Here is a 21990-nt window from a genome sequence, read left to right as displayed (position 1 = left end):
CGAATCAAGCAGCAACAAAAGCCTGGAATATCGACTCGTCGTTGGGCAAGCAGATTTTTACCATCGGCCGCGCCCCGCCTTCATGACAGGGCTGTGGCAGCCGGCGCTCCAGGGAGGGATGCGTCAGCACAAAGCTGCACCGCGCCCACCAGTCCGCCAGGCCAGCCGCCTCCAGACCTGCCCGCAACGCATCCGCGCCCTCGCCGCTGGTGATCAGCCAAGTGGCCGGAATGCCCGCGTCCGCCCAGCGCCGCAGGCTGGCAACCTGATCGGCGCCCCAGCTCGCGGGGCGCCGCAGGTAGGCAGCATGGCGCGTCACGGCCGCGCCGTGCGCCTCGAGCTTGTCACCAAGCCAGTCGCGGCCCTGCGTGCCGCGCACCAGCAGCACGCGCGCGGGCATTTGCGGCAGCCCCAGCAAAACCGCCCAGAGCGCCTCGGAATCGTGGCTGGGCGCGCTTTCAGGGGGATGCAAAACTGTTGTATTCGCGCCAAAGCAGGGGGACAGGCGCAAGGCCTGCGCACTGGCCGGCCCGACTGTGGCGGCGATGACGCCCGCCGGCCAGGGAGCCGGCCCGTCCGCCTGCGCCCATTGTTCCAGGTACAGCTTGGCCGCATTGCCGCTGACGAACACGACCATGTCGTAGTCGGACGGACGCGGCGGCCCGCCGGTCGCGGCCGGCAAAACCTGGATTTCCAGGGCGGGAAGAATGCAGGGCGTCCAGCCGGCGCTCTGCAGGCGGCCTGCCAGGGCCTCGTTGCGGCCGTCGGGCCGCGTCAGGATGGCGACCCGCGGCGGTTCGGCGGCTGCGGACGCCATGACCATCAGTCGGCCCTGGGCGGGTCTTGCAGCAGTTCGCGCAGGATGTCCTGGGCGCCTGCGTCCAGCAGCGCCTGCGCCGCGGCCTCGCCGATGGCCTGGGCCTCGGCCACCGGGCCGCTGCGGGCCGTATGGACCATGCGCACGCCGTCGGGCGACGCCACCAAGGCGCGCAACGACAAGGTGCCGCCGGCAATTTCAGCGTACGCCGCCAGGGGCACCTGGCAGGATCCGCCCAGCTTGCGGGACACGGCGCGCTCGGCCACCACACAGGACGTGGTGTCGGCGCTGACCAAGGGGGCCAGCCAGGCGCGCATGTCGTCGCGGTCGTCGCGGATCTCGATGCCCAAGGCGCCCTGCCCGGCCGCCGGCAGGCTGTCTTCCGGTTCGAGCAGGCTGCGGATGCGCGAGCCCAGGCCCAGCCGCTCCAGGCCGGCAGCGGCCAGCACGATGGCGTCATATTCGCCCTTGTCCAGCTTGCCCAGGCGCGTATCGAGATTGCCGCGCAGCGGCTTCACGACCAGCTCGGGATAGCGCGCACGGATCTGGGATTCGCGGCGCAGGCTGGACGTGCCGACGACGGCGCCCGCGGGCAGGTCGGCCAGCGAGCCATGGGTATTGGAGACGAAGGCATCGCGCGGATCCGCGCGATCGAGGACAGCGCAAAGCTCGAACGGCGCCTGCAGATCGACCGGCACGTCCTTCAAGGAGTGCACGGCCAGATCGGCGCGGCCGTCGAGCAGCGCGTTTTCGAGTTCCTTGACGAAGAGACCCTTGCCGCCCACCTTGGAGAGCGTGCGGTCGAGGATCTGATCGCCTCGGGTCGTCAGGGTGAGTAGCTCAACCGCGCACGCCGGGTACAGCGTGCGCAGCCGGTCGCGCACATGCTCGGCTTGCCACAGGGCAAGCCGGCTGGCGCGGGTCGCGATGACCAGGCGTTGCGGTAGAGACACGAGACGGCATCAAACGAAATTGGAGACGATGACCGTCGCGACCACCCCGAGGATGGCCAGCACGAAAAGGCCCTGAAGGAGGCTCAGGCCCGATTCGGATTGCTGGGGATCGGTGGATCTACGCAGACTCATGTGCTGATTCCTTGGAAGCGGTTTTGCGGCTTGCCAGCCACCGTCCAAGGACAACAACGAGCAAGGCGCCAATGATTTCTGCGCCGATTTTAACCGCAGTGGGCTGCACGCCGAATTGACGCTCGACAACCACGTCGGTGATCAGCATGCCGCCGGCGATCCAGCCCAGCAAGGCCGCGCCGAAGGTGACGACCAGCGGATAGCGGTCGATGAGCTTGAGCACCAGGGTGCTGCCCCAGATGATGATGGGCACGCTGACGATCAGGCCGAACGCGACCAGGCCGATCTGGTGGTCGGCGTGGGCGTTCTGGGCCGCGCCGGCAATGGCGATCACGTTGTCCAGGCTCATCACGAAGTCGGCGATGATGATGGTCTTGATCGCGGCGGCGATGGATGTGCCGCCCTTGATGTTGCCATGGGCATCGTCCTCGGGAATCAGCAGCTTGACGCCGATCCAGACCAGCAGCAGGCCGCCCACGACCTTCAGGAAGGGGATCGACAACAGCGTCAGGGCGAAGGCGATCAGGACCACGCGCAGGATGATGGCGCCCGCGGTACCCCACAGAATGCCTTGCATGCGCTGCTTGGGCGCCAGATTGCGGCAGGCCAGCGCGATCACGACGGCGTTGTCGCCGCCGAGCAGGATGTCGATGAGGATGATCTGGAATACCGCTGTCCAACTCAGCGTCTGGAAAAACTCAAGCACTATGAACCCCCGAAGGCATTTATGAAAAGAGTGGCCGGTCCCGGTCCGGCAAAGCCCGCCGCGCGCGACGCGGCGGGCTTATTCAGTACAACGTATTAGTATAATTCAGCTTTCAGTCAGCTTTCTGGCGCATCAGCAAAACTTTGCCGATAGCCAGCACCAGCACCGCGCCCAACGCGCCTGTCATCAGCGCAAAACTGTGCTGCGTCACGCCCAGGGCAGCGTCGATGCGCGCCACCGGTTCCTGCAAGGCCGGATCGCCCACCAGCAGTTCGCCCGCGATGAAACCCAGCAGCGCCGCCCCCACCCAGACGATGACCGGGAAGCGCTCGATGACCTTCAGGAGCAGCGTACTGCCAAAGATGACCAGCGGAATACTGATGGCCAGACCCAACACCAGCAAGGTCGTGTCGCCCATGGCGGCGGCGGCAACGGCCACCACATTGTCCAGGCTCATGACCAGGTCGGCAATCATGATAGTGCGGATTGCGGTCAGCAGATTGCCTTGCGTCTTGCCGGCCCCGTCTTCCTCGCCCTCGGGCAACAGCAGCGTCACGCCGATATAGACCAGGAGCAGCGCGCCGATGAGCTTGAGCCAGGGCAGCAGGAGCAGCTTGGCCGCTACCAGCGTCAGCACGATACGCATGATGATCGCCGCGGCGGAGCCGACCACGATCGCTTTTTTCTGTTGGGCCGGAGGCAGCGAACGCGCCGCCAGCGCAATAACCACGGCGTTGTCGCCCGATAGCAGAATGTTGACCCAAATGATCTGGAGCAATGCTATCCAGAATGCCGCTGAACTGAGTTCCATGCCTCTCTTTCCTAGGTGTGATCCCCCTAGGACAAACCAAATGAATGGGTGAAATAAGACGAAAAAAAACGTACTGGCCGTCTTGGTGCGAGCCCGACGGCATTCTTGCTGGGTACGTGCAGAATTTCTTTCATTATAGTTTCGTTCAGCTTTCCGTATGTTTGCCAGGCCGCGACGTGGACGCGGGATTTCCCTAGGATTACGGAAAAAAAGACGAAAAAAAGCCCGCCGGAGCGGGCTTCGATGGGCGGATGCCAGTTGCCGGGAGCCAGGGGTTTGACGCCGGAAGCGGGACTTCCGCCAGCAGGCCGCGGGCGCCGGACGCAAGCAGCGTCCGGACGCGCGGCCAGGCGCTTTTTACAGCACCGACTTGAGCAGCTTGCCCATTTCGGACGGGTTGCGCGTGGTGCGGATGCCGCAGGCTTCCATGACTTCCAGCTTGGCGTCGGCAGTGTCGGCGCCGCCGGAGATCAGCGCGCCGGCGTGGCCCATGCGCTTTCCGGGAGGAGCGGTGACACCAGCGATGAAGCCGACGACCGGCTTCTTCATGTTGTCCTTGGCCCACTCGGCAGCGTTGACTTCGTCGGGTCCGCCGATTTCGCCGATCATGATGACGGCGTCGGTGTCGGGATCGTCATTGAACATCTTCAGCACGTCGACGTGCTTCAGGCCGTTGATGGGGTCGCCACCGATGCCGACGGCGCTGGATTGACCCAGGCCCAGCTCGGTGACTTGCGCCACGGCTTCGTACGTCAGGGTGCCCGAACGGCTGACGATGCCGATGCGGCCCTTGCGGTGGATGTGACCGGGCATGATGCCGATCTTGATTTCGTCGGGGGTGATCAGACCCGGGCAGTTCGGGCCCAGCAGCAGGGTCTTGCTGCCCTTGGCCTTCATGCGGTTCTTGACTTCCAGCATGTCACGGACCGGGATGCCTTCGGTGATGCAGATCACCAGATCCAGTTCGGCCTCGACGGCTTCCCAGATGGCGGCAGCGGCGCCCGCGGGCGGCACGTAAATGACGGACACGGTGGCGCCGGTGTCAGCCTTGGCGTCCTTCACCGAAGCGAAGATCGGCACGCCTTCGAAGTCTTCACCCGCCTTCTTGGGGTTCACGCCGGCCACGAAAGCGGCCTTGCCATTGGCGTACTCACGGCACATACGGGTGTGGAACTGGCCCGTCTTGCCCGTGATGCCCTGGGTGATGACCTTGGTGTCCTTGTTGATCAGAATCGACATTTGTGAATCCTTGGATTTTTCTTTACTTGACGGCGGCTACGACGCGGGTGGCGGCTTCGGCCATCGTGTCGGCGCTGATGATCGGCAGACCGGAGTCAGCCAGCATCTTCTTGCCGAGTTCTTCGTTGGTGCCCTTCATGCGGACGACCAGCGGCACGTTCAGGTTGACGGCCTTGCAAGCAGCGATCACGCCTTCGGCGATGACGTCGCAGCGCATGATGCCGCCGAAGATGTTGACCAGGATGGCCTTCACGCCCTTGTTCTTGAGCATGATCTTGAAGGCTTCCGTGACCTTCTCGGCCGTGGCGCCGCCGCCGACGTCCAGGAAGTTGGCCGGCTCGCCGCCGAACAGCTTGATGGTGTCCATGGTGGCCATGGCCAGGCCGGCGCCGTTCACCAGGCAGCCGATGTTGCCGTCGAGCTGGATGTAGGCCAGGTCGAACTTGCTGGCTTCGATTTCAGCCGGATCTTCTTCGTCCAGGTCGCGGTAGGCGACGATTTCCGGGTGACGGAACAGGGCGTTGGAGTCGAAGTTGAACTTGGCGTCCAGGGCGATGATGTTGCCCTTGCTGTCGCGGTTCAGCGGATTGATTTCGACCAGGGAGGCGTCGGTGTCCATGTAGCACTTGTAGAGCTTCTGGAACACGTCCACGGCCTGGGCGGTGGAGTCAGCGGGCAGGCCGATCGCGTTGGCGATCTTGGTGGCTTGCTCGGCCGACAGGCCGGTCAGCGGGTCGATGTATTCGGTGATGATCTTCTCGGGAGTGGAGTGGGCCACTTCCTCGATGTCCATGCCGCCTTCGCTGGAGGCGATGAAGGCAACCTTCTGGGTGGCGCGGTCGGTGACCAGCGACACGTAGTATTCCTTCTGGATGTCGGCGCCGTCTTCGATGTACAGGCGGCGGACCTTCTGGCCTTCCGGGCCGGTCTGGTGCGTGATCAGCTGCATGCCCAGGATTTCCGAGGCCAGCTTGCGGACGTCGTCCAGCGAGCGCGCCAGCTTCACGCCGCCGCCCTTGCCGCGGCCGCCCGCGTGAATTTGTGCCTTGACGACCCAAACCGGTCCACCCAGCTTTTCAGCGGCAGCCACGGCCTCGTCGACGGAAAGAGCGGGAATCCCGCGCGGCACGGGGACGCCAAATTGCTTCAGCAGTTCCTTGCCTTGATACTCGTGGATTTTCATGTGTTACCTGTCAGGACGTATGAGAAAAAGAAGGTGAATCGGAGGACGAATCGGCCGATGCCTCAGCGCTACCCCCGGTGTACCACTTGGGATAGTGCTCAGCCACCACCGGGCCGCTGGTGCTTAGCGCGTGGCAGCCGTCCAGTTGGAATGGACGCCGGTTCGGGTTGTTTTCCTGCCGCCGGCGGTTGGCCATGGTCTGCACCGCCGCGGTGGGTAGCACCTGCGACAGTTCGGTCATGTGCGTACAGCCCTCCACGTGCCCGAACCGCTCCTTGACCTGCCGGCGGAACCCCTTGAGCAGGTTCATTCCGATCAGATCAGTGTAAGCCGGTTCGATGGCCATGCAATGCTCGCCGTAGGGAGCGGCGTCATAGACGGCCTGCGCCGCCACGATCGAGAAGTTCTCGTCGATGGTGATGCGCAGATGCATGTGGTGGATGGGTTGTCCGGCCTTGAACATCTCGCCGTCGCGCTTGGGGAAATCGTACGCCTTGACGTCGATCAGCTCGGCTTCCAGGTCCCAGTGCCCGTCTTCGCGCGCATACGACTGCACGCGTATGGAACGCGTGTGCAATGGTTGGCGAGGATAGTCCGGCGGTGGCAAGGGCATGCTGGGGGCCTGCGGGGCGAGATGCCTGCGCATGGTGCGCGGCAACAAAACCTTCAAAGTATAGCGCAGGCGGCCTGCGATCAAGCCCCCTGACTGGCGCCTGACGCGCCGCCGCAGAGTGCGGCTGCCGCCCATAGGCCCTGGTGCGGGAGCTGGCAGGTGATGCGGGCAGCGGCCAGGTGCCGCTCGCGCTCCGGGGAGTATTCCTCCAGTCCCCGCCGGCAGGCTTTCAGGCGCGCCTCCAGCGCGCTCCAGGCGCGGGCGAAGGCGTCCGCCCGGGCGGCCGGCGGACTGGCGGCCAGTTCGGCGGCGGCCTGCGGGCCGCAATAGAGGCGGATCACGTCCGCATCGCCCGCCCAGGCCTGCGCGCCGGTCAGGTCCACGCCCGGCAGGCCCAGCCGGGACAGGCCGCAGAGAATATAGGGGCCATAGTAAGAGAAGGAACTGTTCCAGCGCGCGCCTGCGGGCATTTGCGGACCCTTGGACGTTTCCGTCCAGCCGGGCGCGGCTTGCGGATCGCGCCGCGCCAATTCCGTGGCCAGCCAATTCCGGGCTGCCTCCCGTTGCCTGTGGCGGGAGGCAGGCAGGTGCAGCAGCCACAATTCGACCGGGGCGCCCTCCCCGGTCAGCCTCCGGGGTCCGATCACCGCTGCTCCCAAGGCGTGGCCGGACTGCCGATCCAGGCCTGGCCCGCCGGAATGGCCTCGCCCTTGAGCACCAGCGTCAGCGGCCCCAGGCGCGCGCCCGCTTCGACCCGAGTGTCATACAGGATGGTGCTGCGCGGCCCGACGTTGACGGCATCGCCGATGCGGACCATGCCGATCTTCATCACGCGGTCTTCGAACAGATGGGTCTGCGGTCCGGACCAGGCGTGCAGCACCGCGTCGTCGCCGATCGACACGCAGTCGTACTCGGTGATGTCGGTGGTGTCCATGAAGACGCGCTTGCCGATGCGGGCGCCCATGCAGCGCAGGGCCAGCGGCAGCCAGGGCGTGGCCCGCAGGAAGTTGAAGAAGTTGGGCACCGCTATGGATTCATACAGGCTGGTGACCGCTTCGCTCTTCCAGACGAACGGCGTCCACATGGGCTCGGCGCGCGGCTTGTAGCGGCCGATCAAGGCCCATTTCAGCGCCACCAGGAACAGGAACGCGCCGACGCCGTACAACACGCCGGCCAGCATCAGCTCGTCGAAAGCGGAGACAAAGCCTTCGCGGGCGGCCATGGGGATGACTTTCATCACGGTCAGATAGCCCACCGCGATCACCACGGCCAGCGGCAGGACCATGCGCATGCCCTCGACGCCGCCGCGCAGGATCTTGCGCCCCAGGCTGGGGCGGAAAGTCAGGTGCGCCGGAAAGCCCGCGGTCTGTTCGCGAGCCGGCAGCGCCAGCGGCGGATTGCCCAGCCAGGTCTGGCCGCTGGCCATGCGGGCATTGGCCGGCGCGCGGCTCTGCACGCCGATCAGGACGTCGTCGGGCAGTACCGAGCCGTCCGGCACATAGGCGCCGTTGCCGACGAAGCTGCGGTTGCCGATGACGGTGGGCCGCAAGGTCATCCAGCCGGCGTCGATTTCCTCGTCGCCCAGCATGACGCCGTCGGCGATGAAGCTGTCTCGGCCGAGGGTCAGCATGTCGGGCACCACGCCCATGGCGGTGGAAATTTCGGTGCCGCGCCCGACCTTCGCGCCCAGCAGGCGATACCAGTTGCCCGCGTAGATCGACGCGTACAGGCCGTGCAGCACGCTCAGGCTCGATTCCTGGATCTGGTTCGTCAACCAGCGCCGCAGGTAGATCTGGCCGTATACAGGCCAGCGGCCGCTGGCCAGACGCGGCAACAGCGTCCATCGCAGCAACGCCGATACCAGCACCGTCAGCATCAACAGCAATGCGCTGGCAGGCAAGGCCAGCAGCAGATAGCTCAGGAAGGCTTGAGGCCAGGGCACTCGCGCGCCCATCAGGTCCAGCCAGCGCGCGTCGATCCAGTCGATCAGCACAAAGCTCGGGAACACCGGCATGAAGAACAGCGCGGCGATCAGCGTACCGCCGGCCGCATAGGCCATGCAGTCGAGCCGGCTCCAGATGCCGTGGCGTTGCGGCCGCGGCGGCAATTCGGGAGCGCGGGCCTGCGGATCGTGGCGCGCTGGCGCCCCGCTCCAGATCTGGCCCGCAGGCACGCGGGCGCCCTGCGCCAGCGCAGACAGTCCGTCCAGCCGTGCGCCCTCGCCCATCGCCACGTCGCCTTGCAGCACCGAATAGGAACCGATGTAGGTGTTGTCCGCCAACGTGATCGGCGCCACCGTCCACTCGCCGCCGCGCACCGAGAAATTCTCCAGGTTGACCGCCGCGCCGATGCTCACGCCGTTGCCCACCGACAGCAGATCGGGCGCACGCACGGACACCCGGCTGATGGCAGCGTCGCGGCCGATGTGCGCGCCCAGCGCCCGCAGGTACCAGACCTGCAACGGGGATCCCGCAAGCAGATGCGCGGGCGGAATGTCCATCACCCGGTCCACCAGCCACCAGCGGTAGAACAGCCAGCCGTACATCGGATAGCTGCCGGGCTTGAGCCGGCCAAGAATGCCCCACTTGCAGGCCACGGCCACGCCGAAGCTCAACAGATTGCAGGCCAGATAGCTGGCGATGGACAGGACCACCGCACGCCAGACCGAGTCGCCTTCGTCGCCCGTCCAATAGTGATACGTGAAGAACGGCGTCAGCCAGATCAGCATGCGTACGCCGATCAGCAGCGGCAAGGCCGCCAACTGCGCCAGGCCGCAGGTCCAGCGGCGCCACTCGGGCGCGGGCGCGGGATCGGCGCCAATGCCGGCGACGCCCGCCGCTCGGGCCGCGTCGCTTTCGGCCGAAGCCAGCGCGTCCAGCCGGGCCGCAAGCGTCGCCAGCACAGGATGCTGGTAAAGCTCGTGCATGGTCAGCGCGGAAAAATGCGGATGCTTGCGCAGCGACGACACCAGGCGCGCGGCCAGCAGCGAATGGCCGCCCAGGTCGCGGAAGAAGTCGCTGGCCAGCCGCAGCGGCTGTCCCGGGAACAGCGGACGCAAGGCGTCGAACAAGGCCCGCTCGCCCGGCGTGACGGGTTCGTCGTCTTCGCCGCCGGGCTCGGACACGGCCACCAGTTCGCGCGCCTTCAGCGCCTTGCGGTCGATCTTGCCCGAGGTCAAACGGGGAACATCGGTCACCAGTTCGAAGCGCGCCGGAATCATGTAGGCGGGCAGGTCCGCGCCCAGCGCGGCGCGCATCGCATGCGGGTCCAGCCGCGCCTCGCCCTCGGGCTTGAGGAAAGCCACCAGCTGCTCGATGCCCGCGAGATCGCGCAGCACCACGGCGGCCGCGCCCACGCCCGGCAGGCGGTAAAGCGCGGCCTCGATTTCCCCGAGTTCGACCCGGAACCCCCGCACCTTGACCTGATCGTCGCTGCGGCCCAGGCAGTGGATCTGCCCGTGCTCGTCGATGCGCGCCAGGTCGCCGCTGCGGTACATGCGCGTGTCGTGATCGCCGGCCGGACGCGGATTGGCCAGGAATTTCTCGGCCGTCAGCTCGGGCCTGCCCAGATAGCCGCCAGCCACGCCGGGGCCTGTGATGCACAGCTCGCCCACCTGCCCTTGCGGCAGCACCGCGCCATCCTCGCCGCGCACCAGCATGCCGTAGTTGGGCAGCGGCGTGCCTATGGTCACGGGCTGGCCGGGCAGCAGTTCGGCCAGGCTGGCGGACACCGTGGTCTCGGTGGGGCCGTAGGTATTGAATAGGCGCCGGCCGGGCGTGGCCCAGCGCGGCACCAGGAAGTCCGGACAGACCTCGCCGCCCAGGTTGACGATGCGCAATCCGGGCACGTCGCGCGCGAACAGCGCCAGCAAGGTCGGCACGGCGTGCAACACGGTAATGCCTTCCCGCACCAACGCGTCCGGCAGGCCTTCGGGGTCCGTGGTCAGCATCTTGGGCGCCACCCACAGGGACGCGCCGACCAGATAGCTGATCCAGATCTCTTCGAACGACATGTCGAAGGCTACCGAGAAGCCCTGGTAGACCTTGTCTTCGTGGCGCACGCCCAGCACCGCGTTTTCGCTGCGCAGGAAGTGGCAGATGCTGGCATGGCTGACAGGCACGCCCTTGGGCTTGCCGGTGGAGCCCGAGGTGTAGATGACGTAGGCGGGATGCTCGGGCAGCAGCCCTTCCCGCCTGCGCAAAGCGCCTTCGACCGGCTCCGACAAGGCCCAGGTGGTCCAGGTGGCCATGCCGTCCAGCCGGACCTCGGCGCCCGCGATCAGCCCGCGAGCGCCCGCGTCCTGCAGGCAGACCAGCATGCGGTCCGCCGGCGTGTCGGACTCGAACGGCAGCCAGGCCGCGCCCGCCTTCGCGATGGCCGCCTGCATCACCAGCAGGTCGGCGCCGCGCGGCAGGCACAGGCCCACGATATCGCCAGGCCGCACGCCGGCCTGCATCAGATGATGCGCGGCCAGATCGGCGCGCTGGCCGAGCATGTCGTAGGTGAGAGTGTGATCCAGCCAATGAATGGCGACGGCGGCGGGATGCCGGCGGATCGTGGCTTCCAGAATGTCGGGCAGCGTCTCTGCGAGCAGCAGGTCGGGCCGACAGGGGCCTTGGAGAATCATAGGAACGACAAGGATCCAGCAATGGGATTTTTGCGTATTGACCCCCGCCGCGGAATTTCGTTCAAGCAAGTTTGAAAAAAAACATCCACGCTGCGCGCAGCCTGTGGCTTGCAGCCATCAGAAGGATCTTGCGGCTGCAGAGAAAAAAGCCCTGCTCCGCGCGCGACATGCACGGATCAGGGCTGGCGCCGGACCCTTGGGATCCCGGCGGCGTCAGGGCAAGCTGCTTGCTCAGGCCGCCTGGCGCAAGGCTCGGGCCGCCTGCACCATGCCAAGCAGCGCAGCTTCGGTTTCAGGCCAGGCGCGCGTCTTCAGGCCGCAGTCAGGATTGACCCACAGGCGCTCCTTGGGCAGGCGGGCCGCGGCCTTCTGCATCAGGCCGACCATCCAGTCCACTTCGGGCACGTTCGGCGAATGGATGTCGTACACGCCGGGGCCGATATCGTTCGGATAGCGGAAGTCCTCGAACGCCTTGAGCAGCTCCATGTTGGAGCGCGAGGTTTCGATCGTGATCACGTCCGCGTCCATGGCGGCGATGGACTCGATGATGTCGTTGAACTCCGAATAGCACATATGGGTGTGGATCTGCGTTTCGTCGCGCACGCCGGCGGTCGACAGGCGGAAGCAATCCACGGCCCAGTCCAGGTAGGCCTGCCAATCGGCGCGGCGCAGCGGCAGGCCTTCGCGGATGGCGGGCTCGTCGATCTGGATGACGCTGATGCCGGCGGCTTCCAGGTCCACCACCTCGTCGCGCAGCGCCAGCGCCAATTGGCGGCAGGTCTGCTCGCGCGGCTGGTCGTCGCGCACGAACGACCATTGCAGGATGGTGACCGGCCCGGTCAGCATGCCCTTGACCGGCTTGTCGGTCAGCGACTGCGCGTACGACGACCAGCCCACCGTCATCGGCGCCGGGCGCGCAACGTCGCCAAAAATGACGGGCGGTTTGACGCAGCGCGAGCCATAGCTCTGAACCCAGCCGTTCTTGGTGAAGGCGAAGCCGGCCAGCAGCTCGCCGAAGTACTCCACCATGTCGTTGCGCTCGGGTTCGCCGTGCACCAGCACGTCCAGGCCTACCTTTTCCTGGAAGCGGATGACTTCCTCGATCTCCTTGCGGATGGCGGTCTCGTAGCCCGAGTCCGTCAACGCGCCCGACTTCCAGTCGCGGCGCAAGGCGCGGATTTCCGCGGTCTGCGGGAAGGAGCCGATAGTCGTCGTCGGGTAGGCGGGCAAGCCCAGCTGTTCCTGCTGGCGGGCGATGCGGCCGGCAAACGGCGCGCGATCGCGCGACACGGCCGCAGCGCCGGCCATGCGCTGGGCGACGGCCGGATTGTGGATGCGGGTCGAAGCGCGGCGGGCGGCGAGCGCGGCGCGCTGCCTGGCCAGGCCTTCCTGCGCGGCCGCTTGCGTGGCGCCGTCCAGGGCGCGGCCCAGCAGGCTCAGTTCTTCGAGCTTCTGCGCGGCAAACGACAACCAGCTCTTGAGTTCCGCGTCCAGCTCGGTTTCATGCGCCAGGTCCACCGGCACGTGCAGCAGCGAGCACGACGGCGCCAGCCACAGGCGGTCGCCCAATTGCTGCTTGATCGGGGTCAGCGTGGCAATGGCCGAATCCAGGTCGGTGCGCCAGATGTTGCGGCCGTTGATGATGCCGGCGGACAGCACCTGCCCGGAGCCCAGGCCCGCAACCACTTCCGCCAGTTGCTCGGGTGCGCGGACCAGATCCACATGCAGGCCGGCCACGGGCAGGCCCAGGGCGGTCGGCAGGTTGTCCTTCAGGCCGTCGAAGTAGGTGGCCACCAACAGCTTGACCGGGCTGGAGGACAGCTGGTCGTAGGCCTGCTTGAACGCGCGGCGCCAGGCTTGCGGCAGATCCAGCGCCAGGATGGGTTCATCGATCTGCACCCACTGCACGCCCAGCTTTGCGAAGCGCGCCAGCACTTCCTGGTAGACCGGCAGCAGCGCGGCCAGCAGTTGCAGCTTGCCCTCATCGGCGGCGCCGGCGGCAAAGGCGTCGCCCTTGCCTTGGTACAGCCAGGTCAGCGGGCCGGGGATCACGGGCTTCACGGCGTACCCCTGGGCCTGCGCCTCCTGGACCTGTTCGAACAGCGATTCGCGGGCGATGCGGAAGGTCTGGCCCGGCGCCAGTTCCGGCACGATGTAGTGATAGTTGGTATCGAACCACTTGGTCATTTCGCAGGCGGCGGCGGGCTTGCCCGACGGCGCGCGTCCACGGCCCATGCGGAACAGCGTGTCCAGCGTGACGGGTTCGTTGTCGTGCTGGCCGAAGCGGGCAGGCACGGCGCCCAGCAGCGTGCTCCATTCCAGGATCTGGTCGTACCAGGCGAAGTCGCCCACCGGCACGAACTTCAGGCCGGCGGCGGCCTGCAGCTTCCAGTGCCTGGCGCGCAGCTCGCGGCCCGTCTGTTCCAGTTCCTCGGCGGTTTGCCTGCCGGCCCAATAAGCTTCGACTGCGCGCTTCAGTTCACGCTGGGCGCCGATGCGGGGGAACCCCAAATTATGAATCGTAGTCATGGATCACCACCGTTAGACAAAATCTGTTCAAGTGACAGCCATTCTGAGGCCAAATCAAAATGAATCAAAATCAATGTCTACATTCATAAAATGAGCAAATCTCATAGAATATGAGCTTATTCCCAAATCCTGCGGTCACCCATGCTTGAAATCCGCCACCTTGAAACGCTTTCCGCCATCCGCGACGGCGGCAGCCTGCAGGAAGCCGCTGAGCGCCTGCACCTGACCCAGTCGGCCCTGTCGCACCAGTTGCGCGACCTGGAAACCCGGCTGGGCACGCCGTTGCTGAACCGCCGCACGCGGCCGGCTCGGCTGACGACGGCGGGACTGCGGGTGCTGGCGCTGGCGGATGACGTGCTGCCGCGCATCCGCGCGACGGAACGGGACCTGCAGCGGCTGGCCGCGGGCCGCACCGGCCGGCTGCATTTGGCCATCGACTGCCATTCCTGCTTCCAGTGGCTGATGCCGGCCCTGGATGCCTTCCGCGTGCAATGGCCGGACGTGGCGTTGGACCTGTCGGCGGCGTTTTCCTTCGCCCCCCTGCCCGCTCTGGTGCGCGGCGACCTGGACCTGGTCATCACGTCAGATCCCCAGCCGCTCGAGGCGGTGGAATACCTGCCGTTATTCAAGTACGAGCTGGTGCTGGCCGTGTCGGAATCCAATCCGCTGGCAGGCAGCAAGTTCGTCATGCCGGAGCAATTGGCCGACCAGACGCTCATCACCTATCCCGTGGACAAGCAGCGCCTGGACATTTTCACGGCCTTCCTCGACCCCGCCGACGTGGAACCGGCCGCCGTCCGCCGCGCGGAACTCACTCCCATCATCGCGCAACTGGTAGCCAGCAACCGCGGCGTGGCCGCGCTGCCCAACTGGGCGCTGACGGAATACATGAATCAGGGTTGGCTGCGGCTGTGCCGGCTGGGCCCGCAAGGCGTATGGCGCACGCTGTACGCGACGGTACGCAGCGAAGACACGGACGCGTCGTACATCGATGAGTTCCTGACCATTACCCGGGATGTCTGCTTCAAGACGCTGTCGGGGATCAAGTCGGCAAAGTAAGAGGCCAGGCGCTTCGGGCGTAGCGCTCAGTCCTCGTCGCCGCCTGCACCCAGGATGCGGCGGATCACGTCATGCGCGAACCCGCGGCTGGCCAGAAAGCGGGCCTGCTTGGCATAGGCCGCGCGGTCTTCCGGCTTGGCGCTGAAGCGCTTCTTCCAGACTTCCAGCGCGCGGTCGTACTCGGTGGCCCGCAGTTGTTCGCGCAATTCGGCGACCTGGTTGTCGTCCACGCCATGTTGCCGCAATTCCTGCACGATGCGCGCCGCCCCCTGGCGCGACGCGCGGCGGTGCACCAGGCTTTGCGCAAAACGTTCGGTGGACAGCCAGCCTTCTTTTTCCAGGGCATCCAGCACGGCCTCGACTTCGCCCGAGTCCTCGGCGTAGGCGGCAAGCTTGCGCGCCAACTCTTCGCGGGCATGCTCGCGCCGCGACAGATAGCCCACGGCCCGCATCTTCAGCGATGGCCCCTTGCGGGCGGACTGGCCGTCCGCGTCCGGGCCGTCCTCGGCAGCGGCGGCGCGCCGGCCTCGGCGCACATTGCCGGCTTCCGAGCTGCGGCTCCATTGCTCTGCCGCATCGCTGGATTCCGCTTCCTGATCGCGGCGCGCATCCGAAGTGCGGCGCAAGCCCTGGGGCTTGGCCACGGTTTCGAATTCATCGTCCAGCTTGGCGCGTAGGCGCTCGGCTGAAGCGGGCGGCGATTTCCAGCTCATGCGTTTCCTGCTTGGTATGCATAACGGCAGGCCCGTCCTGGCGCCTGCCGCAACTGTTCGGGCTGCCCCGACGCGATAGGCGGTCCGTTTGCGGCGAACTTGAATTACGCCGCGCCAGGCCCGCCACCAATCCGATTACTCTTCGGAGGTATCTTCCGCGGTGGGCACGAATTCTGCCGCGCGGCTGACGATGCCCTGGTTTTCGCGAACGCGGTTCTCGATTTCGATGGCCAGTTCCTTGTGCTCTTTCAGGTACTCGCGGACATTGTCCTTGCCCTGGCCGATGCGGTTGCCGTTGTAGCTGTACCAGGCACCGGACTTGTCGACCACGTTGGCGGCCACGCCCAGGTCGATGATTTCGCCTTCGCGCGAGATGCCGGCACCATACATGATGTCGAATTCGGCCTGCTTGAACGGCGGCGCGACCTTGTTCTTCACGACCTTGACGCGGGTTTCGTTGCCGACGACCTCGTCGCCCTTCTTGATGGAGCCGATGCGACGGATGTCCAGGCGCACGGAGGCGTAGAACTTGAGCGCGTTGCCGCCGGTGGTGGTTTCGGGGTTGCCGAACATCACGCCGATCTTCATGCGGATCTGGTTGATGAAGATGACCATGCAATTGGTCTTCTTGATGGTGGCGGTGAGCTTGCGCAGCGCCTGGCTCATCAGGCGGGCTTGCAGGCCGGGCAGGGAATCGCCCATTTCGCCTTCGATTTCGGCCTTGGGGACCAGTGCGGCCACCGAGTCGACCACGATCAGGTCGACCGAGCCGGAGCGCACCAGCGCGTCGGTGATTTCCAGCGCCTGTTCACCCGTGTCCGGCTGCGAGATCAGCAGGTCGGCCAGGTTCACGCCCAGCTTGGAGGCGTATTGCACGTCGAGCGCGTGTTCGGCGTCGACGAAGGCGCAGGTGCCGCCCAGCTTTTGCATTTCAGCGACCACCTGCAGCGTCAGCGTGGTCTTGCCCGAGGATTCCGGACCGTAGATTTCGACCACGCGGCCTCGCGGCAGGCCGCCGACGCCCAGCGCGATGTCCAGGCCCAGGGAGCCCGTGGAAACCACCTGGATGTCGTGCGACACCTCGTTGTCGCCGTAGCGCATGATCGAGCCCTTGCCGAACTGCTTTTCGATCTGCGAAAGCGCGGCGGCAAGCGCCTTGGCCTTTTCCGATGCGGCGGCCTTGGTGGTTTTGTCGTCCATGTAGAGTCCTGTCTGTAACGTATCTGGTGTCTAGGGAAGTGCCGCAGGGTTAGGCGGGTGCTTTGAGCAACGGGTCAGATTATGGCATCGGATTATACTGTACATAAAACCAGTGTGCCAGTGTTTTGCACGTATACCCTGAGTGGCAAGCATGGCGCCCTATGCCAGAATGCCAGACGAACCCGGCGTTTTGTCCCCTTTGCGCCGCGGGGCCTTTTCTCACTGTAGCCCATGCGTATCCTGATCGCCGAAGACGACAGCATCCTGGCCGACGGCCTGTCCCGTTCGTTGCGCCACAACGGCTATGCCGTGGATGCGGTGCGCGACGGACTGGCGGCCGACTCGGCGCTGGCGGCCCAGGCATTCGACCTGCTCATCCTCGACCTGGGCCTGCCGCAACTGGCCGGACTGGAAGTGCTGCGCCGCCTGCGCGCCCGCAATTCCGCCCTGCCGGTGCTCATCCTGACGGCTGCCGACAGCATCGAACAGCGCGTCAAGGGCCTGGACCTGGGCGCCGACGACTACATGGCCAAGCCTTTCGCGCTGTCCGAGCTCGAGGCCCGCGTGCGGGCCCTAACCCGGCGCGGCGCGGGCGGCGGCGCCACCATGATCAAGCATGGCCGCCTGCTGTTCGACCAGACCGGCCGCGTCGCCATGGTCGACGACCAGACCCTGGACCTGTCGGCGCGCGAAGTCAGCCTGCTCGAGATCCTCCTGACCCGCAGCGGCCGCATGGTCAGCAAGACCCAGCTGGTCGACCACCTGTGCGAATGGGGCGAAGAGGTCAGCACCAATGCCATCGAGGTCTACGTCCATCGCCTGCGCAAGAAGCTGGAGCCCAGCGGCGTGAAGATCGTGACCGTGCGCGGCCTGGGCTACTGTCTTGAGCGGGACCAGGGTGCGGCGTACCTCGCAAGCTGAAGCGGCGCCGCCGGAAGCGCTGAACCAGGAAGCACTGGATGTCATGCGGGCGGGGGCCAAGGGCCCCAGCTTCGCGCCGCCGCAGCGCTCCCTGCTGGGCGAAATCCTGGACTGGATGCTGGCGCCGCTATTCCTGCTGTGGCCGATGAGCGTGGCCATCACCTATGTGGTGGCGCAGAACATCGCCAACGTGCCCTACGACCGTGCGCTGGCCAATAATCTTCATGTGCTGACGCTGCAGGTACATGCGCAGGACGGCCGGGCCGTGCTGAAGATGACCAACACCGCGCGGGAAGTACTGCACGCGGACGAGACCGATAGCGTGTTCTGGCTGGCGCTGGGCAGCCGCGGCGAATACCTGGGCGGCGACCGCGCCCTGCCCCTGCCTTCCACCGTGGGCCAGCCCCGGCCCGGCGAAGTGCAGTACGAGGACGCGACCTTGCGCGGCTTCGGGGTCCGGCTGGCGTTCACCTGGGTGGACCTGCATCTGCCCGATACCCAGCCGGCGCTGCTGATCGCGGCCGAGACCGTCGAAAAGCGCACCCAGCTGGCCAACGACATCATCAAGGGCGTGATCATTCCGCAGTTCGTGGTGCTGCCTGTCGCCGTGCTGCTGGTGTGGTTCGGGCTGTCGCGCGGGGTGGCACCTTTGAATGCATTGCAGCAGCGCCTGCGGGCCCGCCGGCCCGACGACCTGTCGCCCATCGACGAGCGCGCCGCGCCCACCGAGATCGCGCCCCTGGTGGCCGCGATGAACGACCTGCTCGACCGGCTTTCGTCCAACGTGCAGGCGCAGCGCCGCTTCGTCGCGGACGCCGCGCACCAGCTGAAAACCCCGCTGGCCGGCCTGCGCACCCAGGCCGAACTGGCCCTGCGCGACGCCAGCCCCGAGGAAATGCAGTCCAGCCTGCGCCAGCTCGTGACCGGTTCCGAGCGCGCCACGCGCCTGGTGAACCAGTTGCTGTTGCTGGCCCGGGCCGAAAACCCCAGCGCCATCGGCATGACCCGCACGGACATCAACGCCATCGCCTACGAACAGGCCATGCATTGGGTGCCGCAGGCTCTCTCGCTGAGTACCGACCTGGGCTTCGAAGGCTCGGACCACCCGGTCGAGATCAACGGCAACCCGCTGCTGCTGGCCGAACTGCTCAACAACCTGGTGGACAACGCGCTGCGCTACACGCCGCGCGGCGGCCACATCACGGTGCGCACGCAGATCCTGGGTGCGCATGCGGTGTTGGAGGTAGAGGATTCCGGCCCCGGCATCCCGCCTGAAGAGCGCGAACGGGTGTTCGACCGCTTCTACCGCGTGCTGGGCACCCAGTCCGACGGCAGCGGCCTGGGGCTGGCCATCGTTCGGGAGATCGCCCAGAAGCACCAGGCCAGCGTCGAAATCAGCGATCACCCCACGACGTATTCGAACCTCCCCGGTATGCGGATTCGCGTGATCTTTCCGCTTTACGCCGAGTTGTCAGACCTCTCCGACGTCTCCTAGGACTATCCCTAGCCTCCCAGGGAGCAGTTACTTTCAGTTTCAATTTTAAGACTCAAGTAAGTATCCCGTCAGAACCTCGTCAGCCTCACCCCCCAATGTTGCATATAGCTCAATGTCGGCTCGCCGGCGGCGGGCGCAGCACGGCGGACCACCGCCGGCCATAAAACCGAGGAGACATCATGAGCACAACAACCATGGCAGGCCGCGGTCCATCCGCGGATCCGCGCCCGATGACCAAGGATGAACGCCGCGTCATCTTTGCGTCGTCGCTGGGCACGGTTTTCGAGTGGTACGACTTCTACCTGTACGGCTCGCTAGCCGCCATCATCGCGCAACACTTCTTCTCGGGCGTGAACCCCACCGCGGGCTTCATCTTCGCCCTGCTGGCGTTCGCCGCCGGTTTCGCCGTGCGTCCGTTCGGCGCACTGGTGTTCGGCCGACTGGGCGACCTGGTCGGACGCAAGTACACCTTCCTGGTCACGATCGTGATCATGGGCCTGTCCACGTTCCTCGTGGGCGTGCTGCCCAGCTACGCCAGCATCGGCCTGGCCGCTCCCGCCATCCTGATCGTCCTGCGCCTGCTGCAAGGCCTGGCGCTGGGCGGTGAATACGGCGGCGCGGCGACCTATGTCGCCGAACACGCGCCGCATGGCCGCCGTGGCTTCTACACGTCCTGGATCCAGACCACCGCGACCCTGGGCCTGTTCCTGTCGCTGCTGGTCATCCTCGGCATCCGCACGTTCATGGGCGAAGACGACTTCAAGGCCTGGGGCTGGCGCATTCCGTTCCTGATCTCGGTCGTCCTGCTGGGCATCTCGGTGTGGATCCGGTTGCAGTTGAACGAATCGCCGACCTTCCAGCGCATGAAGGACGAAGGCAAGGGTTCCAAGGCGCCGATCGCCGAATCGTTCGGCCAGTGGAAGAACCTGAAGGTCGTGATCCTGGCGCTGCTGGGCTTGACCGCCGGCCAGGCCGTGGTCTGGTACACGGGCCAGTTCTACGCCCTGTTCTTCCTGACGCAGACGCTGAAGGTCGACGCCAACACCGCCAACATCATGATCGCGATCGCGCTCCTGATCGGCACGCCCTTCTTCGTGATCTTCGGCGCGCTGTCCGACAAGATCGGCCGCAAGCCCATCATCATGGCCGGCTGCCTGATCGCCGCGGCGACGTACTTCCCGATCTTCCAGGGCATCACGCACTTCGCCAACCCGGCGCTGGAAAAGGCCCAGGCTTCGGCGCCGGTCACCGTGATCGCGGACCCGGCCACCTGCTCGTTCCAGTTCAACCCCGTGGGCACCGCCTCGTTCACCAGCTCTTGCGACGTGGTCAAGTCGTTCATGGCCCGCAACTCCGTGAACTACAAGAACGAAGCGGCCCCGGCCGGCTCGGTCGCCAAGGTCAAGATCGGCAACGACGAGTTCGCCTCGTTCGACGGCAAGGCCCTGGCGCCCGCCGACTTCAAGGCCAAGGCCGCCGAACTGGACAAGTCGCTCACCACCGCCATCCGCAGCCACGGCTACCCCGCCAAGGCTGATCCGGCCCAGAGCAACAACGTCATGGTCGTGGTGCTGCTGACCATCCTGGTGATCTACGTGACCATGGTCTACGGCCCGATCGCCGCCATGCTGGTGGAAATGTTCCCGACGCGCATCCGCTACACGTCGATGAGCTTGCCTTACCACATCGGCAACGGCTGGTTCGGCGGCTTCCTGCCCCCGGTCGCCTTCGCCGTGGTTGCCGCCACCGGCAACATCTACGACGGCTTGTGGTATCCGATCATCATTGCAGTCATGACCCTGGTCATCGGCACGCTGTTCGTGCGCGAATCCAAGGACAACGACATCAACGCTTAAAAGGCCATCCCCCGCCGGACGGGACTGCTGCGCCCGCCCGGCCTTTCAAAAGCTCCTTATGGAGCTTTTTTTTTGCGCGCGCATTGGGGGCTATGGATAGCTCATCGTGAACGTCGCCCGGCCATTGGCCGATCCACCCTTGACCGTGGCCCCGGTTTGCACGTAGCTCGCCGACAGCGGGATCAGGAACGTGCCATTGGCGGCCGCCCCCGCGTACCAACGATTGGGGTTGTCCTGCGCAGCCGAGTCGGGGCCATAGCTGATAAGCGTCGTCCCGCTCTTGACCTGAATGCCTAAACCCTGCGCCGTTGACCCCGAGGTCAGCGACAGCACGGCCGTGCGGTTGGAAGGCGCAGTCTGGTCGGTCAAGGTCAGATGGATGTCGGTGGTGCGGCCGGCGTCGCCACCCGAGCACTGCAATGCGATGTTGAAGCTCTCGGACTTCGAAGTGCTTCCCACCCCAGAGAACTTGCTGGCTGGAATGGTGCCGAGCGGGACGGGAATGGACGGCGTGGCGACTTTGCAGGTAGGGATCACCGGCTTGACGGTGACACTGCCCCGCCAACTGTAGCGCAAGTACTGTTCAGCGCCGACCTTCCATTCCGCGAATATCCCGCTCAACGTTCCGCCGGTTGTGATCGGCCCGGTCTTCACCAGTTCGACCAGAAGGCTGTGAGTACCCATCGTGCCCGACCATGAGTCGGTGCACGAAGACGGCCACCAGACTTTGGTGCAAGATCCCGAGCTTGTGAACTTCAGCCTGTAGCCGATCCCCGAAATCCCAGAATCGTAGAGATTGTTTCCCTGGTAGGTCTTCGAACCCACGAAATCAATCCTGAACGTACCGGAACTGCAGCCACCGCTACCGCCACTGGATGCATTGACAGAACCGCTCCAAAGCGTGGCGCCGACAGTAAGCGCAGGGTCGAAGGCAATAGAAGCGGGACCTTGAAGCGTGAACGCGTACGGATTCGTACAAATTGCCGCCGAGCTGTCGTTTGCAAACAAGTGCGACAGGACAATTGCGCCAGCCGCAGCCAGGAGCCGGACTGCTTTCTTCATGTTTCACCTCGCATCACGCATCACCTCGCCGAAAAGTACGAGTTCTGAGTACCGAAGACCGGCATCGACAAACC

Annotated in this window: 18 protein-coding genes; 4 read left to right on the top strand and 14 right to left on the bottom strand. The window is 65.7% G+C overall.

Translation table 11 applies throughout. The annotated features are described in order from the left end of the window. Nucleotides 1-4 precede the first annotated feature (4 nt). The 11 genes from HV793_RS23860 to metE all read right to left on the bottom strand — a co-directional run bounded on the left by HV793_RS23860 (nucleotide 5) and on the right by metE (nucleotide 13610). The gene (locus HV793_RS23860) at nucleotides 5-823 is read right to left on the bottom strand and encodes a uroporphyrinogen-III synthase (RefSeq protein ID WP_054451063.1); all 819 of its coding nucleotides are present in this window, start codon (nucleotides 821-823) and stop codon (nucleotides 5-7) included. Continuing rightward, entirely contained in the window at nucleotides 823-1770 is a 948-nt protein-coding gene (gene hemC, locus HV793_RS23855; protein ID WP_119450542.1) for a hydroxymethylbilane synthase, read from the bottom strand. The genes HV793_RS23860 and hemC overlap by 1 nt, the downstream gene beginning before the upstream one ends. Before the next feature lie 9 nt (nucleotides 1771-1779). After that, nucleotides 1780-1902: a hypothetical protein gene (locus HV793_RS31255; RefSeq protein WP_042792647.1), complete on the bottom strand. Its 123-nt coding sequence runs from the start codon at nucleotides 1900-1902 to the stop codon at nucleotides 1780-1782. Beyond that, on the bottom strand, nucleotides 1889-2608 hold the full coding sequence (locus tag HV793_RS23850; RefSeq protein WP_054451061.1) for a TerC family protein: 720 nt from the start codon (nucleotides 2606-2608) through the stop codon (nucleotides 1889-1891). Before HV793_RS23850 ends, HV793_RS31255 begins: the two co-directional genes overlap by 14 nt. A gap of 112 nt (nucleotides 2609-2720) precedes the next feature. Beyond that, complete coding sequence (locus tag HV793_RS23845; RefSeq protein WP_054451060.1) at nucleotides 2721-3419, bottom strand: TerC family protein; 699 nt, start codon at nucleotides 3417-3419, stop codon at nucleotides 2721-2723. Between the two features lie 357 nt (nucleotides 3420-3776). Next, complete coding sequence (gene sucD / locus HV793_RS23840; protein ID WP_013392545.1) at nucleotides 3777-4658, bottom strand: succinate--CoA ligase subunit alpha; 882 nt, start codon at nucleotides 4656-4658, stop codon at nucleotides 3777-3779. Nucleotides 4659-4680: 22 nt separating this feature from the next. Continuing rightward, entirely contained in the window at nucleotides 4681-5841 is a 1161-nt protein-coding gene (gene sucC / locus HV793_RS23835; RefSeq protein ID WP_054451059.1) for an ADP-forming succinate--CoA ligase subunit beta, read from the bottom strand. A gap of 10 nt (nucleotides 5842-5851) precedes the next feature. Next, nucleotides 5852-6454, bottom strand: a complete 603-nt coding sequence (locus tag HV793_RS23830) for a DUF2889 domain-containing protein (protein WP_054451331.1) — start codon at nucleotides 6452-6454, stop codon at nucleotides 5852-5854. An 80-nt stretch (nucleotides 6455-6534) separates the two neighbouring features. Then, entirely contained in the window at nucleotides 6535-7101 is a 567-nt protein-coding gene (locus tag HV793_RS23825; RefSeq protein WP_175214017.1) for a 4'-phosphopantetheinyl transferase superfamily protein, read from the bottom strand. Beyond that, entirely contained in the window at nucleotides 7098-11081 is a 3984-nt protein-coding gene (locus HV793_RS23820; RefSeq protein WP_175214016.1) for a Pls/PosA family non-ribosomal peptide synthetase, read from the bottom strand. The genes HV793_RS23825 and HV793_RS23820 overlap by 4 nt, the downstream gene beginning before the upstream one ends. 231 nt (nucleotides 11082-11312) lie before the next feature. Then, nucleotides 11313-13610, bottom strand: coding sequence for a 5-methyltetrahydropteroyltriglutamate--homocysteine S-methyltransferase (gene metE / locus HV793_RS23815; RefSeq protein WP_175214015.1), 2298 nt, complete (start codon nucleotides 13608-13610; stop codon nucleotides 11313-11315). Between the two features lie 141 nt (nucleotides 13611-13751). On the opposite strand from metE, the gene HV793_RS23810 reads away from it, so the two are divergent. After that, nucleotides 13752-14669: a LysR family transcriptional regulator gene (locus HV793_RS23810; RefSeq protein ID WP_054451055.1), complete on the top strand. Its 918-nt coding sequence runs from the start codon at nucleotides 13752-13754 to the stop codon at nucleotides 14667-14669. A gap of 26 nt (nucleotides 14670-14695) precedes the next feature. Here HV793_RS23810 and recX read toward each other — a convergent pair whose 3' ends face one another. Both recX and recA read right to left on the bottom strand, forming a co-directional pair. Next, entirely contained in the window at nucleotides 14696-15382 is a 687-nt protein-coding gene (gene recX / locus HV793_RS23805; RefSeq protein WP_175214014.1) for a recombination regulator RecX, read from the bottom strand. A gap of 135 nt (nucleotides 15383-15517) precedes the next feature. Next, nucleotides 15518-16582 (bottom strand): recombinase RecA, encoded by a 1065-nt coding sequence (recA, locus tag HV793_RS23800; RefSeq protein WP_054451054.1) that lies wholly within the window; start codon nucleotides 16580-16582, stop codon nucleotides 15518-15520. Between the two features lie 231 nt (nucleotides 16583-16813). Between recA and HV793_RS23795 the strand changes: the two genes are divergently transcribed. The 3 genes from HV793_RS23795 (at nucleotide 16814) to HV793_RS23785 (ending at nucleotide 20854) form a co-directional block, all read left to right on the top strand. Beyond that, nucleotides 16814-17503 (top strand): response regulator transcription factor, encoded by a 690-nt coding sequence (locus HV793_RS23795; protein WP_013392535.1) that lies wholly within the window; start codon nucleotides 16814-16816, stop codon nucleotides 17501-17503. Nucleotides 17504-17618: 115 nt separating this feature from the next. Then, nucleotides 17619-18998 carry a sensor histidine kinase gene (locus HV793_RS23790; protein WP_156337320.1) on the top strand — a complete coding sequence of 460 codons (1380 nt, stop codon included), beginning with the start codon at nucleotides 17619-17621 and terminating at the stop codon, nucleotides 18996-18998. A 194-nt stretch (nucleotides 18999-19192) separates the two neighbouring features. After that, complete coding sequence (locus HV793_RS23785) at nucleotides 19193-20854, top strand: MFS transporter (RefSeq protein WP_054451052.1); 1662 nt, start codon at nucleotides 19193-19195, stop codon at nucleotides 20852-20854. A 90-nt stretch (nucleotides 20855-20944) separates the two neighbouring features. On the opposite strand, the gene HV793_RS23780 is transcribed toward HV793_RS23785, so the two are convergent. Next, entirely contained in the window at nucleotides 20945-21916 is a 972-nt protein-coding gene (locus HV793_RS23780) for a fimbrial protein (RefSeq protein ID WP_082400689.1), read from the bottom strand. Nucleotides 21917-21990: the final 74 nt, after the last annotated feature.

Source organism: Achromobacter aegrifaciens (assembly GCF_902859965.1).
GTDB lineage: Bacteria > Pseudomonadota > Gammaproteobacteria > Burkholderiales > Burkholderiaceae_B > Achromobacter > Achromobacter aegrifaciens.
The sequence above is the reverse complement of the archived record's forward strand: the minus strand, read 5'-3'. Positions and strand labels throughout refer to the sequence as shown.

Bases quoted from the DNA above. Each gene is read 5' to 3' on its own strand.
- HV793_RS23860 (WP_054451063.1), bottom strand. From the start codon at position 823: ATGGTCATGGCGTCCGCAGCCGCCGAACCGCCGCGGGTCGCCATCCTG.
- HV793_RS31255 (WP_042792647.1), bottom strand. From the start codon at position 1,902: ATGAGTCTGCGTAGATCCACCGATCCCCAGCAATCCGAATCGGGCCTG.
- HV793_RS23845 (WP_054451060.1), bottom strand. From the start codon at position 3,419: ATGGAACTCAGTTCAGCGGCATTCTGGATAGCATTGCTCCAGATCATT.
- sucD (WP_013392545.1), bottom strand. From the start codon at position 4,658: ATGTCGATTCTGATCAACAAGGACACCAAGGTCATCACCCAGGGCATC.
- sucC (WP_054451059.1), bottom strand. From the start codon at position 5,841: ATGAAAATCCACGAGTATCAAGGCAAGGAACTGCTGAAGCAATTTGGC.
- HV793_RS23830 (WP_054451331.1), bottom strand. From the start codon at position 6,454: ATGCCCTTGCCACCGCCGGACTATCCTCGCCAACCATTGCACACGCGT.
- HV793_RS23820 (WP_175214016.1), bottom strand. From the start codon at position 11,081: ATGATTCTCCAAGGCCCCTGTCGGCCCGACCTGCTGCTCGCAGAGACG.
- metE (WP_175214015.1), bottom strand. From the start codon at position 13,610: ATGACTACGATTCATAATTTGGGGTTCCCCCGCATCGGCGCCCAGCGT.
- HV793_RS23810 (WP_054451055.1), top strand. From the start codon at position 13,752: ATGCTTGAAATCCGCCACCTTGAAACGCTTTCCGCCATCCGCGACGGC.
- recX (WP_175214014.1), bottom strand. From the start codon at position 15,382: ATGAGCTGGAAATCGCCGCCCGCTTCAGCCGAGCGCCTACGCGCCAAG.
- recA (WP_054451054.1), bottom strand. From the start codon at position 16,582: ATGGACGACAAAACCACCAAGGCCGCCGCATCGGAAAAGGCCAAGGCG.
- HV793_RS23795 (WP_013392535.1), top strand. From the start codon at position 16,814: ATGCGTATCCTGATCGCCGAAGACGACAGCATCCTGGCCGACGGCCTG.
- HV793_RS23790 (WP_156337320.1), top strand. From the start codon at position 17,619: ATGCTGGCGCCGCTATTCCTGCTGTGGCCGATGAGCGTGGCCATCACC.
- HV793_RS23785 (WP_054451052.1), top strand. From the start codon at position 19,193: ATGGCAGGCCGCGGTCCATCCGCGGATCCGCGCCCGATGACCAAGGAT.
- HV793_RS23780 (WP_082400689.1), bottom strand. From the start codon at position 21,916: ATGAAGAAAGCAGTCCGGCTCCTGGCTGCGGCTGGCGCAATTGTCCTG.